The sequence below is a fragment of the Solirubrobacter phytolaccae genome (genome assembly GCF_027587195.1).
GTDB lineage: Bacteria > Actinomycetota > Thermoleophilia > Solirubrobacterales > Solirubrobacteraceae > Solirubrobacter > Solirubrobacter phytolaccae.
In genome coordinates, this window is sequence record NZ_JAPDDP010000007.1 from 78,888 (window position 1) to 92,117 (window position 13,230).

The 13,230-nt window shown below is 72.1% G+C and carries 12 protein-coding genes; 4 read left to right on the forward strand and 8 right to left on the reverse strand.

The genetic code is table 11. The annotated features are described in order from the left end of the window. Positions 1 to 3 precede the first annotated feature (3 nt). Positions 4 to 888 carry a pyridoxamine 5'-phosphate oxidase family protein gene (locus OJ997_RS05745; RefSeq protein ID WP_270024097.1) on the forward strand — a complete coding sequence of 295 codons (885 nt, stop codon included), beginning with the start codon at positions 4 to 6 and terminating at the stop codon, positions 886 to 888. Here the strand turns inward: OJ997_RS05745 and OJ997_RS05750 are convergent. The 3 genes from OJ997_RS05750 to OJ997_RS05760 are packed head-to-tail and all read right to left on the reverse strand — an operon-like array spanning position 876 to position 4,515. Further along, positions 876 to 2,525, reverse strand: a complete 1,650-nt coding sequence (locus tag OJ997_RS05750; RefSeq protein ID WP_270024098.1) for an SLC13 family permease — start codon at positions 2,523 to 2,525, stop codon at positions 876 to 878. The genes OJ997_RS05745 and OJ997_RS05750 overlap by 13 nt on opposite strands. Positions 2,526 to 2,562: 37 nt before the next feature. Continuing rightward, positions 2,563 to 2,742 carry a hypothetical protein gene (locus OJ997_RS05755; protein ID WP_270024099.1) on the reverse strand — a complete coding sequence of 60 codons (180 nt, stop codon included), beginning with the start codon at positions 2,740 to 2,742 and terminating at the stop codon, positions 2,563 to 2,565. Between the two features lie 60 nt (positions 2,743 to 2,802). Then, entirely contained in the window at positions 2,803 to 4,515 is a 1,713-nt protein-coding gene (locus OJ997_RS05760; protein WP_270024100.1) for an MOSC and FAD-binding oxidoreductase domain-containing protein, read from the reverse strand. A 36-nt stretch (positions 4,516 to 4,551) separates the two neighbouring features. Between OJ997_RS05760 and OJ997_RS05765 the strand changes: the two genes are divergently transcribed. Continuing rightward, positions 4,552 to 6,090 carry an ABC transporter substrate-binding protein gene (locus OJ997_RS05765; protein WP_270024101.1) on the forward strand — a complete coding sequence of 513 codons (1,539 nt, stop codon included), beginning with the start codon at positions 4,552 to 4,554 and terminating at the stop codon, positions 6,088 to 6,090. On the opposite strand, the gene OJ997_RS05770 is transcribed toward OJ997_RS05765, so the two are convergent. Next, positions 6,087 to 7,274 (reverse strand): TerC family protein, encoded by a 1,188-nt coding sequence (locus tag OJ997_RS05770; protein WP_270024102.1) that lies wholly within the window; start codon positions 7,272 to 7,274, stop codon positions 6,087 to 6,089. The genes OJ997_RS05765 and OJ997_RS05770 overlap by 4 nt on opposite strands. A gap of 128 nt (positions 7,275 to 7,402) precedes the next feature. Between OJ997_RS05770 and OJ997_RS05775 the strand changes: the two genes are divergently transcribed. Continuing rightward, on the forward strand, positions 7,403 to 7,828 hold the full coding sequence (locus OJ997_RS05775) for a hypothetical protein (protein ID WP_270024103.1): 426 nt from the start codon (positions 7,403 to 7,405) through the stop codon (positions 7,826 to 7,828). Here the strand turns inward: OJ997_RS05775 and OJ997_RS05780 are convergent. The 4 genes from OJ997_RS05780 to OJ997_RS05795 are packed head-to-tail and all read right to left on the reverse strand — an operon-like array spanning position 7,825 to position 10,893. Next, positions 7,825 to 8,607 (reverse strand): ABC transporter permease, encoded by a 783-nt coding sequence (locus OJ997_RS05780; protein ID WP_270024104.1) that lies wholly within the window; start codon positions 8,605 to 8,607, stop codon positions 7,825 to 7,827. The two genes, OJ997_RS05775 and OJ997_RS05780, sit on opposite strands and share 4 nt — an antisense overlap. Then, positions 8,604 to 9,545, reverse strand: coding sequence for an ATP-binding cassette domain-containing protein (locus OJ997_RS05785; RefSeq protein ID WP_270024105.1), 942 nt, complete (start codon positions 9,543 to 9,545; stop codon positions 8,604 to 8,606). Before OJ997_RS05785 ends, OJ997_RS05780 begins: the two co-directional genes overlap by 4 nt. Next, positions 9,545 to 10,396 carry a DUF4097 family beta strand repeat-containing protein gene (locus OJ997_RS05790; RefSeq protein ID WP_270024106.1) on the reverse strand — a complete coding sequence of 284 codons (852 nt, stop codon included), beginning with the start codon at positions 10,394 to 10,396 and terminating at the stop codon, positions 9,545 to 9,547. The genes OJ997_RS05785 and OJ997_RS05790 overlap by 1 nt, the downstream gene beginning before the upstream one ends. Then, complete coding sequence (locus OJ997_RS05795) at positions 10,393 to 10,893, reverse strand: toxin-antitoxin system HicB family antitoxin (RefSeq protein WP_270024107.1); 501 nt, start codon at positions 10,891 to 10,893, stop codon at positions 10,393 to 10,395. Before OJ997_RS05795 ends, OJ997_RS05790 begins: the two co-directional genes overlap by 4 nt. Before the next feature lie 150 nt (positions 10,894 to 11,043). Between OJ997_RS05795 and OJ997_RS05800 the strand changes: the two genes are divergently transcribed. Then, entirely contained in the window at positions 11,044 to 13,116 is a 2,073-nt protein-coding gene (locus OJ997_RS05800) for a putative bifunctional diguanylate cyclase/phosphodiesterase (protein WP_270024176.1), read from the forward strand. Positions 13,117 to 13,230: the final 114 nt, after the last annotated feature.

The window sequence follows — 13,230 nt, forward strand, 5'->3', positions numbered from 1 at the left end:
CTGGTGACCACGTGTAAGCTGGAAGGCATGGGCTATCACGCGGGAGAACTTGCCGTGCAGCGGCGGGCGGGCGTCACGGGCGTCCCCTTCGGTGCGGAGACCGAGCTGCCGGAGGTCGCGCGCGACTTCCTCGAGGAGCAGCTGTGGCTCGTGCTCGGCGCCGAGGACGCCGAGGGTCGTGTGTGGGCGAGCGTGCTCTACGGCTGGCCCGGCTTCATCTCTAGCCCGGAGCCGCACAGCCTCGTCATCGCCTCCGAGCCGCTGCCGGGCGATCCGCTCACCGGAGCGCTCGACGGTCCCGTGGGCGGGCTCGCGATCGAGCCGAGCACGCGCCGCCGCCTCCGGCTCAACGGGCGCGCCACGAGCGCGGACGGCGAGGTCACGATCGCGCTCGAGCAGGTCTACGGGAACTGTCCGAAGTACATCACCGCGCGCGACGTCGAAGCCGTCGTCGAGGCCACGCCCGCGCCACCCGCGGCGAGCGGCGCGATCGACGCACGCGCGCGGCAGCTCCTCGCGGCCGCGGACACCGCGTTCGTCGCCACGCGCGGCCCCGACGGCCTCGACGTCTCCCACCGCGGCGGGCGTCCCGGCTTCCTCCAGGTCCGCGACGAGCGCACGATCGTCTGGCCCGACTATCCCGGCAACCGCATGTTCAACACGCTCGGCAACCTCGCGGCCGACGGTCGGTTGGGGCTCACGGTCGTCGACCCCGAGGACGGCACGACGCTCTACGTGACCGGCCGGGCGTCGATCCTCTGGGACGAGGCGCGCGCGGTCGAGCTGCGCGTCGACGCGGTCGTGCGACTCGACCGGGCGGCGCCGCTCCGGTGGCGCTTCGAGCGCGCCGCGCGCAACCCGCCGCTCGAGACTGGTCAAGCGGCGTAGGCGACGGCGCAGCCCGTGATCAGGCAGCCGACCAGGATCGGCGCGCCGAACCGGGCGAACACCGCGCCCGTGTAGTTCCCCGGCCGCATCACCATCACGTTGGACTGGTGGCTGAGCGGGTTCAGCAGCGTCAGCGAGACGCACGTGCCGACGAGGGCGAGCACGGTCACCGGGTCCACGCCCAGGTCGGCGGCGACGGTGATCGCGACCGGCGTGAGGATCGAGGCCGTGGCGGCGTTCGTGACGAGGTTGGTCATCACCGTCGTGGTCACGGCGAGCACGATCAGCGTCGTGAGGCGGCCGCCTCCGGCGTCGGAGATCGCGTCGGCGATGGTGTCGGCGAGCCCGCTCCCGACCACGATCGCGCCGAGGCCGATCGACCCGGCGAGCAGCGCCAGGACCTTCGGCTGCAGCGCGTGCGCCGCCGTCCGCGGGCTCAGCACGCCGGTCAGGACCATCAGGATCGCGCCGCCGGACGCGGCCAGCTCCGCCGGGGTCAGCCCGAACGACGCGGCGACGATGACGCCCGCCAGGATCGCGAGCGCGACGCCGGTCTTGCCGGGCTGCGGGGCGCGGTTGGCGGCGTCCTGCCACAGCGCGACGACCGGGTTGCGGGTGATCGCGCCGGGATCGTCGGCCGCGACGAAGCACGTCTCGCCCGCGCTGAGGTGGGTCTCGTGGAGCGGGTCCTCGGTGCGGGCGGCGATGATCCGCACTGCCCCGTCGCGCTCGAAGTCGTGGAGCGTCGCCCCCTCACCCGCGCTGACGCTGGCCGCGTACAGCCGGTGCGACGAGAGGCCGAACAGCGGCACCTGCCAGAGCGCGGAGACGCCGGTCTCGGTCGCGGCGAACACGAGCACGTCGTCGGGCTCGATCGGCGTGTCCGGAGCGACGGTCGTGCCCCAGCGCTGGATCGCGGTTAGCTCGTAGTCACGGGTGTGCGTGAGGCCGAGGTCGGACGCCCGGCGCTCGACGGCCAGCGCGGACGCGCTGATCGGGATCTCCACCCGCCAGTGCTTGGCCTCGACGGCGTCGACCGACGCGCCGCGCAGCGCGCGCCCGGCCGTGAGGAAGATGATCACGGCGCCCACGAGCGCCACGGGCAACGCGACCACCGCGAACGAGAACATGCTCACGTCGACGCCGCGCTCGCCGGCGAGGCCCGCGATGACGAGGTTCGAGCTCGTGCCGATCAGCGTCACCGACCCGGCCAGGGTGGTGATGTGCGCGATCGGCAGCAGCACCTCGCGCGCCGGGATTCGCCGCGTCTGCTCGAGCTGCCGCGCCGCCGGGATCAGCATCGCCACCAGCGGCGTCGTGTTCATCAACGCGGAGGCGACGCCGATCGGCAGGGACAGCCGGCCGAGAGCGCCGCGCGCGCTGTGCGTCGAGGACAGCAGCGCCCACGTCACGCGCGCCACGACCCCCGTCTGGACGATCCCGCGCGCGATCACGAGCATCGCCGCCACGGTGATCACGCCCGCGTTGCTCAGCCCGGCGGCCAGCGCCTCCGGGGACGCGAGGTCGAGCACCCCCGCGAGCACCAACGCCGCGACCAGCGCCACGAGCGGATCGACCCGGCCCGAGGCCATCGCGACGAGCGTCACGACGACCAGCACCGCGGCCACGTAGATCATCGCCCGCACCGTACTCCTCGGTGCGGGCGAGGGAGCGCTACGACCCGTGGTTCGTGCCGATCGGTGGCGTGAACGGCTGCGCGTGGACCTGCCCGATCAGGATGGCGATGATCGCCGTGTCCGAGCCGGTGGCGGGCGGGCGTTCAGCGGCCGCGGCGGCGGCGGGAACGGCGGCCGCGGCGATCACGGCCAGCGTGCTGATGCGGATGAAGCGCATGGTTCCTCCTCGGTGGCGTCGCCAGCGAAGACGCTTCTCGCGGCGGGCTATTCCGTTCGCTCAGAGGTCGAGCACGACGCCGTCCCGCGGACGGGCGCAGCAGATGAGCGCGCGGCCGTCGCCCGGCGGCTCGACCGGAACCGGGTCGTAGTCGACGGCGCCGGCGATCACCGCCGTCTCGCAGCTGTGGCAGACGCCGGTGCGGCAGGACCAGCGGACGGGCACGTCGCACGCCTCGGCGAGCTCGAGCAGGCTCGCGTAGTCGTCGCTCCACGGGACGGACAGGTTGCTGCGCGCGAACTCGATCGTCGGGCCGGTACCGGGCTCGCCCGACGGGACGTGGGGCGCGCGGGTGGGCGTTGCCACGATGCCGGGCGTGAACCCGGCGGCCGGCCCGAACGGCTCGGTGTGGATGTGGGCGGCGGCGAACCCCAGCGCGGCCAGCCCGGCGCTCAGCTCGTCCATGAACGGGCCCGGGCCACACAGGTAGGCCTGGGCGTCGCGCGGCGGGTCGAGCGCGGCGAGCGCGGCGGCGGTGAGCCGGCCGCCGTGGTCGGGACGGCTGCGGAACACGTGCGCGTGCGCGTGAGGAAGGGCCGCGAGCAGCTCGCGCGCCTCGGCGGCGAAGGCGTCGTCGCGCGCGCCGTGGAGCCACCAGACCTCGCGCTCGGAGTGCTCGGCCGCGAGCGCGTGCAGCATCGCGAGGACCGGGGTGGCGCCGATGCCGGCGCTGATCAGCAGCACCGGCGCTTCGGTCTCGTCGAGGATGAACGTGCCGCGCGGCGCGGCGACCTCCACCGCGTCGCCGACCGCGAGCCGCGTGTGCAGGTACCCGCTGCCGACACCCTGCGGCTCGCGCTTGACGGTGATCCGGTACTCGGCCGCGCCCGGCGCGCTGGAGAGCGAGTAGTTGCGCAGCGCCGACGGCAGCCGCAGCGTCAGGTACTGGCCGGGCCGCGCGGGCGGCAAGGCCGCGCCGTCGGGGTCCGCGAACCGGATCGAGACCACGGAGTCGCTCTCGGGCTCGATCGCGGTGACCGTCAGCGGACGGAACCCGGGCCACGCGGGCGGCGGGCTCACCTCGACGAGACCGGCATTGCCGCCGCCCGCCTCGCCCTCGAGCATCGCCTTGAACGAACCCTGCCAGCCGGGGCTGAGCGCCGGGATGCGCAGGGCGCGGAGCAGCTGCTGGCGCGGGTGGCCGGGCAGGTAGAGGAGCGCGTCGACCTCGGCGACCGTCATCTGCTCCGGACCCGACGCGAGCTTGACGATCGCGTCCCCGGCCTCGACCTCGCCCTCCTCCAGCACGCGGAAGTAGAACCCGGGCCGGTGATGGGAGACCAGCAGCGCCGGCACGCGCGGGTCGTTCATCCGGAGGCCGACGCGGTAACACGTGACGCGCGGCTGCGTGACCTCGAAGACGGCGGTGCCGATCCGGTACCGGTCGCCGATGCAGACCTCCGCGTCGGCGAGCCCGTCGACCGTGAAGTTCTCGCCGAACTGCCCGTGGGAGAAGTCGTCGCGGCCGAGCTCGTGCTCCCAGTAGCGGTAGGACTCGGCCTGGTAGACGAACACGGCCCGCATCTCGCCGCCGTGGCCGCCGAGGTCGCCCTGGCCGTCGCCGTCGATGTTCAGCCGCCGCACGCGCCGCGGCCCGCTCACCGGCTCCTTGAAGACGCCGGTGAACACCGTCTTGCCCTGCCAGGCGACGTCCTTCGGCAGGCCGACGTTGACGGACAGGAGCGTCGCGGTGCTCTGGGGATGGTCGCGCATGGAGGTTCCCGCTCAGTCGTAGACTCGCGGGCACTGATGAGGAACGTCAAAGTGCTCGCGGGGCTCGTGCTCGCCACATTGTCCATCACGCCCGGCGTGGCGCACGCCGCGGCGGGCTCAATCACCGTCGGCACGACCGATCAGGTGGTGTCACTCGATCCCGCGGGGGTGTACGACCTCGGCTCGCAGCAGCTGATCGGCAACCTCTTCCAGAACCTCCTGAAGATCCCGGCGGGTGGCAACCAGCCCCGGCCGGACGCCGCCGAGCGCTGCGCGTTCAAGACCGCGAAGACGTACGTGTGCACGCTGCGCAGCGGGCTGAAGTTCTCCAACGGCGACCCGCTGACCGCGGCCGACGTGAAGTTCTCGCTCGACCGCGTGCGGAGGATCGCCGACTCCATGGGGCCGTACACGCTGCTGCGCAACCTCGACCGCGTCGAGGTGACCGGCACGAGGACGGTGACGATGCACTTGAAGAGCGCGGACGGCACGTGGCCGGCGGTGCTCACCCACACGGTCGGCGCGATCGTTCCGAGGCGGGTCTTCCCGGCCAAGCGCCTGCTGGCCGACCGCAAGGTGATCGGCTCCGGGGCCTACAAGCTCGACCGGTACGTCGCGCACCAACAGGCCGTGCTCTCGCGCAACGCGCGGTACTCGGGGACGAAGGCGAAGACCAAGCGGGTCGACGTGCAGTACTTCGAGCAGAGCACGTCGTTGAAGATCGCCATCGAGCAGGGCGACGTCGACGTCGCCTTCCGCGGCTTCTCCGCGGCCGAGATCGCCCAGCTGCGCACGCAGACGGCGGCGGGTGTGCGGGTGCTCGAAGGGCCGGGCTCTGAGATCCACTACCTCGTGTTCCAGACGGACAAGGCTCCGACGAACACCCTCGCCGTGCGCCAGGCGATCGCGCAGGTCGTCGATCGCGCCGCGCTCGCGAGCACGGTCTACGCCGACACGGTGACGCCGCTGTACTCGCTGCTGCCGGCGGCGCTCCACGGAGCCAAGCCGGTGTTCCAGACGGCGTACGGGGCGCCGGACGTCGCGAAGGCGCAGGCGATCCTCGCGGCCGCCGGAGTCACGACCCCGGTGGCGCTCGACGCCTGGTACACGCCGGCGCAGTACGGCCCTGAGGAAGCGGCCGCGTTCGAGGAGCTCCGCCGCCAGCTCGAGGCGAGCGGGCTGTTCACGGTCAAGGTGGGCGCAGAGGCGTGGGAGCCCTACAAGGAGTCGGCGTTCTCCGCGCACCAGTTCCCGCTCTACGGTCTCGGCTGGTTCGGCGACTATGTCGACGGCGACAACTACCTCTCGCCGTTCCTGCGCGACGGCGGGTTCATGGTCAACGGCTACGCGAACGCCGCCGTCAACGGGCTGCTCGACCGGCAGCTCGCGTCGCGCACGTCGAGCGAGCGGGCCGCGCTCTTCGGCCAGCTCCAGGACATCCTCGCCCGCGACGTGCCGGTGCTCCCGCTCTGGGAGCGCAAGCAGGTCGTCGTCGTCCGGGCCGGGGTGGAGGGCGCCGAGAAGACGTTCGACCCGGCGCTCCAGCTGCGGTTCGGGCTCCTGACGAAACGCTAGGCGGCGGCGTGCTGCTCGGCGTGCACCGCGTGCGCCTGACGCAGCAGGTCCATGAGCTGCTCCTCCTCGCGGATGCGCTTGCGGTACTTCTCGGGCAGCGTCTTGAGCTCGTTCTCCTCGGCGCACAGCGCGGCGAAGATCTTCTCGCGGTGCGGCAGGTCGTTCTCGACGACCTCCAGGTACTCCTTGGCGTGGCGGCGGGCGGCCGCGATCGTGTTCTGCGCGCGGCCCCAGCGACTCAGCAGCGAAGCCACGACGGTGATGATCAGCACGCCGAGGATCACGCTGAGCGAGAGGCCGGTGCTGATCTCGGTGACGTCGACGTGCTCGCCGTCGTTGATGAACGGCACGTTGTTCTCGTGCAGGGCGTGCAGGACGAGCTTGACGCCGATGAAGCCGAGGATCGCGGCGAGCCCGTAGCCGAGGTACACGAGGCGGTCGAGCAGGCCGTCGATGAGGAAGTACAGCTGGCGCAGGCCGAGCAGCGAGAAGGCCGTGGCCGTGAAGACGATGAACGTGTTCTGCGTGAGCCCGAAGATCGCGGGGATCGAGTCCAGCGCGAACAGGATGTCGGTGCCGCCGATCGCGACCATCACGAGCAGCATCGGCGTCAGGACGCGCTTGCCGTTCTCGATCGTGAACAGCTTGTCGCCGTCGTAGTGGTTGGTGGTGGGGAAGAGCCGGCGCGCGATCCGCACGACGATGTTGTCGCCCGACTGGCTGTCCGAGCCGTGCGGGCGCAGCATGTTGCCGGCGGTGATCAGCAGGATCAGCCCGAACAGGTAGAAGACCCACGCGAACGTGTTCAGCAGCGCCGCGCCGAGGAAGATGAACCCGGTCCGGGCGATCAGCGAGAACACGATCCCGAACAGCAGGACCTTCTGCTGGTCCGCCCGCGGCACGGCGAAGCTGGTCATGATGATCAGGAAGACGAACAGGTTGTCGACCGACAGCGCCTTCTCGGTCACGTAGCCCGCGAAGTACTCCGTGCCCATCGTCGTGCCGCCGAGGACCATGACGCCGACGCCGAACGCGATCGCGATCCCGATGTAGAGCGCCGACCACGTCGCGGCCTCCCGCAGCGTCGGCACGTGCGCTTTTCGCACGTGGAAGATGAAGTCGAACGCCAGCAGGCCGGCGATGCCGACGACGGTGAGGGCCCACGCGAGAAAGGAGACGTCCACACGCGCATGCTGTCAGTCCTCACGATCGGAGGGGGTCGAGGCGGTACGCTGCAAAGGGCACAAGCGCTCGGGCTCACCTCTTCTTCCTCGGCGTCTTCCTCTTCGAAGGGGTATGGAAGCGAGGCACCATGAAGTCCCCACGGAAGATGCTGCGAGACCTGGGCGGCGGTCGACCCGAGGCCCCCACGCGCGAGCAGGTGGTCTCGCGCGAGCAGGACGTCTCGCCGGTCACGCTCCCGCTCCCCCGCTACGACAAGCTGAGCGCCGACGAGGTGCTCGCGGCGCTGAGCGACCTCAAGCCGAACGACCTCGCCAAGCTCGGCCACCACGAGCGCACGCACCAGAACCGGACCAAGGTGCTCGCCGGGATCGACGCGTGGCTGGGCCACGAGCCGTGGCCGGGCTACGACGCGCTGGACGTGGACGGCGTGCGGTTCGGCCTCGACGGCGCGGCCCGCGAGCGGTTCGTCGTGGTGCTCGCGTACGAGCGGGCCCACAAGAACCGCGCCGGCGTGGTGCTCGCCGCCCAGCAGAAGTCCGGGCGCGACGCCTAGCGCACGGTCTTGCGCTCGTAGAGGAAGCGCGCCCAGAGCCAGCCGATCAGGCCGAGCACGAGGATCCAGACCAGGCTGAGCCACCCGTTCGAGCCGAGCTCGGTGTCGAACAGCAGCGCGCGGAGCGTCTCGATGAACGGCGTGAACGGCTGGTGCTCCGCGAACCACTGCAGCCAGCCGGGCATCGACTCGGTCGGCACGAAGCCGCTGCCCAGGAACGGCAGGATCATCAGCGGCATCGGCAGGTTGCTCGCGCTCTCGACGCCCTTCGCGAACACGCCGAACGCCGCGCCCAGCCAGCACAGCACGAAGCCGATCGCCGCGAGCAGGGCCGCGGCGGCCAGCACGTCCAGCACGGACGCGGGCGCGCGGAAGCCCATCAGCAGCGCGACGGCGGTGACGATCGCCGTGGCGAGCAGCACCTGCACGAGGTTGCCGAGGACGTGGCCCGTGAGCACGGCCGAGCGGGAGATGTCCATCGTGCGGAAGCGGGCGATGATGCCCTCCGTCAGGTCCTTGGAGACCGACAACGCGGGGCCGGTGACGCCGCCGGCGATGGTGAGCAGCAGGACGCCCGGCACGACGTACTGCAGGTACGCGTCCGTGCCCTCGCCGCCGATGCCCGCGCCGAGCGTGTCGCCGAAGACGTAGACGAACAGCAGCAGGAAGATCAGCGGCGTCAGGACCAGGTAGGTGATGACGGGGTAGCGGACCGCGTGCAGGAGGCTGCGGCGCAGCATCGTCCTGGAGTCCGCGACGGTGTGGGCGAGGGTGCTCATTGAGCGACCTCCTTCGGGGCGTCGTGACCGGTCAGCGCGAGGAACACGTCGTCCAGGTCGGGAGTGTGGATGGTCAGGGCGCGCGCTTCCACGCGGCCGGCTTCCAGGCGGTCCATCACGGTGCGGATGGAGGCGAAGCTGCCGTCGCTGGGGACGTCGAGCGCCAGCGCGGCGTCGTCGCGGGTGGCGTCCTCGAGCACGGCGAGGGCACCGTCGAACGCCGGCTGGTCCTCGAACTCGAGGTGGATCCGCCCGCCCGGCACGAGCCGCTTGAGCTCGGAGGGCGTGCCGTCGGCGACGATGACGCCGTGGTCGAGCACGGCCACGCGGTGCGCGAGCTGGTCGGCCTCCTCCAGGTACTGGGTGGTGAGGAAGATGGTGGTGCCGGCCGCGACGAGCTCGCGCACGATGTCCCACATCTCCGCGCGGCTGCGCGGGTCCAGGCCCGTGGTCGGCTCGTCGAGGAACACGATCTGCGGGCGCGAGACGAGCGTCATCGCGAGGTCCAGCCGGCGGCGCATGCCGCCCGAGTAGGTGGACAGCGGCTTGCGCGCCGCCTCCGCCAGGTCGAACCGCTCGAGCAGCTCCGCCGTGCGGCGGGCACCCTCCTTGCGGCCGAGGTGGCGCAGGTCGGCCATGAGCCGGAGGTTCTCCTCGCCCGTGAGCAGGTTGTCGACGGCCGAGAACTGGCCGGTGACGCCGATCAGGGCGCGGACCGCCTCCGGCGAGGCGACGACGTCGTGGCCGCCGACGCGGGCGACGCCGGCGTCCGGGCGCATGAGCGTGGAGAGGATGTGGACGGTCGTCGTCTTGCCCGCGCCGTTCGGCCCGAGCAGGGCGAACACGCGGCCGGCGGCGACGTCGAGGTCGAGCTGGTCGAGCACGACCTTCTCGCCGAAGGACTTGGTCAGTCCTTCGAGCTGGATGGCGGAAGTCATCAGGACCCTTCGGAGCGGTGGACGTCGATCGAGCCGTAGCCCGTGCGGATGTGGAGCTCGAGCGTGTCTTCGCCCGAGCCGGGACCGGAGTCGGCGGCGAGGTCGGTGCGCACGACGCCGTGCTGGGAGGTGGCGTCGAGCCAGACCGCGGTGCCGGAGCGCACACCGACGTCGACGCTGCCGTAGGAGCCGTCGATGCGGACGACGCCGCGGATCGCCTCGCGGACGTGGATGCCGCCGTACGCGGCGCGGATGGTGGCGTTGGCGGCGGTGGTGCCGATCTCCAACGAGCCGCTGGAGGTCTTGACCTCGGCCGGCCCGTCGACGCGGTCGACCGTGATCGGCCCGTCGGCGCCCGTCAGCTGCAGCCGGCCGCCGACGTGGCCGACGCGCATCATGCCGGACTTGAAGCGGAGGTCGGCGTCGCCGGCGACGTGGGTGACGCGGTAGTCGCCGTGCCCGCCCTTGAGCTCCAGCCGTTCGGCCGAGTCGACGGAGAGCTCGCCGAACGGCACCTCGGCGCGGACGGCGCCGAAGCGCCCCGCGAGCCGGGCGGAGCCGAACTTGACGACCGCCGCGACGTCGGACGCCTCGGGCACCTCGACGACCAACTCGACGGAGTCCTTGCCGGCGCCGAAGATCCTGGGCTTGTGCGGCCCGCGGACGACGATCTCCCCGCCCGTCTGGTCGACGCGGACCGCCTCGGCGGCCGCGCGGTCGCCGCCGCGGTTGGGGTTGCTGGGCGAGACGTCGACGGCCACGTCCTCGCGTGCACGCGCGATGACCCGGACGCTGCCGACCTCGATCTCGACCCGGACCGAAGCCGTGCCGTCGACGGAGTACGCGCTCATCGCACCCACCCCGTGAACGAGCTGCCGTGCGTCTGCGGGGTGCTGCGACGCGGCTCCAGCGCCGCGCCGACCGCGCGGACGAACCACGCGTTGAGCGAGATGCCGTCCGCGTTCGCCGCGGCCTCGGCGCGGGCCTTGAGCGAATCCGGCAGCCGGAGCGTGGTGCGGCTGGTCGATTCGTCGTCGGTGTCCTCAGGCGCGGGCGCGGGTGGGTCGCTCGCAGGTGACGTCACGGATGACACCACCGGTTCGCCGGTGGGCTTGGCGACGACGAACTCGACGTCGCGGCCACGGAGGCGCAGGTCCACGGACCCGGGAGCGAGTTCCCGCGTGATCTCGCCCGCCGCATCCGACAGCGCTTCCATGATCGCCAGGCGGGCGGCCGCGTCCAGCGCGACGGCCAGCCGGTCGGCGGTGGCCTGGGTCTCGGGATCTCCCGCCGCGGCGGCGGAGAGGAGCTGGCGCTGGAGCTCCTCGACGTACTGGCCGATCTGCATGGGCGTCAGTATGACACCACTCTGGTGTCATTGCAACACCACGGTGATGTCAATAGTTGACGCGTTCGCGTTCTGTCAGCCCGCGTACACCTGTAACGAATCCGGTATGACCCGCAGATCCTTCGCGAGTCGCCCATCGACTACGCCGCGCTGTTCTCGGCGGGGCCGACGCCGTGCCTGGTCCTCGACGCGGACTTCTGCATCTGCGAGGTCAACGACACGTACCTCGCGATGACCCGCCGCCGGCGCGAGGATCTGCTCGGGATCAACCTCTTCGACGCGTTCCCCGGCAACCCGGACGATCCGGAGGCCAAGGGGCAGCGCGACCTGCGCGCGTCGCTGCAGCGCGTGTTGCGGACCGGGCGCGCGGACACCATGCCGACCCTGCGTTACGACCTCGCGCAGCCGACGGCCGACGGCATGGTGTTCGAGGAGCGCTGGTGGCGCCCGAACAACACGCCGGTGCTCGGCGCCGACGGGCGGGTCGTCCTGATCAAGAACTGCGTGGAGGACGTCACCGCCACGCAGCGCGCGCGGCGTGAGCGCGAACGCAGCGAGCGCCGGCTGCGGTCGCTCGTCGAGCACGCCATGGACGCGATCCTGGTGATCGGCCTCGAGCGCGAGGTGACCTACGCCAGCCCCGCGACGAGCCGGTTCATCGGCCGGCGGATCGCCGAGCTCGACGACTTCCGCTGGGACACGTTCATCCATCCCGAGGACCTGCCGGCGGCGCTCGAGCTGCTCGACGCCGTGGAGGCGGTGGCGCGCGGGGAGACGGTCTCGGGCCAGCTCCGGGTCGTCCGGGCCGACGGCTCGGTGCGCTTCACCGAGGTGCGCGCCACCAACCATCGCGCGGACGAGGCGATCAACGGGGTCGTCCTCAACGTGCGCGACGTGACCGAGCAGCGCCAGGTCGAGCGCCTGCTCCAGCAGCAGGCGCTGGAGGACGTGCTGACCGCGACCCCGAACCGGCGCTGGTTCGTCGAGGCCGCCAAGAGCGCGACCGCGCGGTCGGCGCGGACGGGGCACCCGGTCGGCGTCGTGCTCGTCGACGTCGACCACTTCAAGCAGATCAACGACACGATGGGCCACCCCGCGGGGGACCGGCTGCTGATCGAGCTCGTCCGGCGGATGGCGAGCGCCCTGCGGCCTTCGGACACCGTCGCGCGGCTCGGCGGCGACGAGTTCGCGATCCTCAGCGAGGACCTGCGCTCCGAGCAGGACGCCTGGCAGATCGCGCACCGCATCGCCGCGGCCGCGACGGGCAGCTACGAGCTCGGGCCGGGGCTCGAGGCGCGCGTCACGCTGTCGATCGGCGTCTCCACCGACGAGGGCGGCGCGGACGCGGACACGCTGATCGCGCACGCCGACGCCGCCCTGTACAAGGCCAAGCGCGCGGGACGCAACCGCATCGAGGTGTTCGACCCCGAGCTGCGGCGCGCGCTGGTCGACCGGACGCGGACCGAGCAGGAGCTGCGCCGGGCGCTGGACGGGGACGAGCTCGTCCTGCACTGGCAGCCGATCGTCCGCACGAGCGATGGGGTCTTCGCCGGCGCGGAGGCCCTGCTGCGCTGGCAGCACCCCGACCGGGGCCTGCTCGTGCCGGCCGCGTTCCTGCCGGTCGCCGAGGAGGCCGGGCTGATGCACCGCGTCGGCGCGTGGGCGATCGAGCGGGCGCTGGAGCAGGCCGTCGCCTGGCAGCGCCTGGAGCACCCGCCGCGGGTGTTCGTCAACCTCGCCGCCGAGCAGCTGCGCGACCCGCTGCTCCCGGACGCGGTGAGCCGGCTCGCGGGCGTGCATGGCGTGCGGCCCGACGGCGTCTGCTTCGAGGTCAGCGAGCGCGTCCTCGCGGTCGACGTGGCCGCGATCCGCGCGCAGCTGCTCGTGTTGCGCGACCGCGGCTTCGGCCTCGCCCTCGACGACTTCGGGGCCGGCAACACCGCGCTCACGTGGCTCCAGCAGCTCCCGCTGGACGTGCTCAAGCTCGACCGGAGCTTCGCCGCGACCGCCACCGATCCGACCGCCCACGCGATCATCAGCGCGGTCGTCCAGCTGGCCCCGACGCTGGGCATGACCAGCATCGCCGAGGGGGTCGAGACGGCCGAGCAGCTCGCGACGCTCCGCGGCCTCGGCTGCGACTTCGCGCAGGGCTACACGATCGCCGAGCCGCAGGCGGAGCCCGCGGTGACGCCGCGGTTCCAGCGGCCGCTGTCGGCGCTCTGACCATCCCGTCCGCGCCGCCCGCCGCGCGGTGATCGACTGCCCGCGAGCAGTCGCCGCGATTGTGATGTTCGCGGTCAGGGACCAGCCCAGGGGAGGGCGTCCAGAAGGGCGGTA

Bases quoted from the DNA above. Each gene is read 5' to 3' on its own strand.
- OJ997_RS05750 (WP_270024098.1), bottom strand. From the start codon at position 2,525: ATGATCTACGTGGCCGCGGTGCTGGTCGTCGTGACGCTCGTCGCGATG.
- OJ997_RS05765 (WP_270024101.1), top strand. From the start codon at position 4,552: ATGAGGAACGTCAAAGTGCTCGCGGGGCTCGTGCTCGCCACATTGTCC.
- OJ997_RS05790 (WP_270024106.1), bottom strand. From the start codon at position 10,396: ATGAGCGCGTACTCCGTCGACGGCACGGCTTCGGTCCGGGTCGAGATC.
- OJ997_RS05760 (WP_270024100.1), bottom strand. From the start codon at position 4,515: ATGCGCGACCATCCCCAGAGCACCGCGACGCTCCTGTCCGTCAACGTC.
- OJ997_RS05780 (WP_270024104.1), bottom strand. From the start codon at position 8,607: ATGAGCACCCTCGCCCACACCGTCGCGGACTCCAGGACGATGCTGCGC.
- OJ997_RS05775 (WP_270024103.1), top strand. From the start codon at position 7,403: ATGAAGTCCCCACGGAAGATGCTGCGAGACCTGGGCGGCGGTCGACCC.
- OJ997_RS05795 (WP_270024107.1), bottom strand. From the start codon at position 10,893: ATGCAGATCGGCCAGTACGTCGAGGAGCTCCAGCGCCAGCTCCTCTCC.
- OJ997_RS05785 (WP_270024105.1), bottom strand. From the start codon at position 9,545: ATGACTTCCGCCATCCAGCTCGAAGGACTGACCAAGTCCTTCGGCGAG.
- OJ997_RS05755 (WP_270024099.1), bottom strand. From the start codon at position 2,742: ATGCGCTTCATCCGCATCAGCACGCTGGCCGTGATCGCCGCGGCCGCC.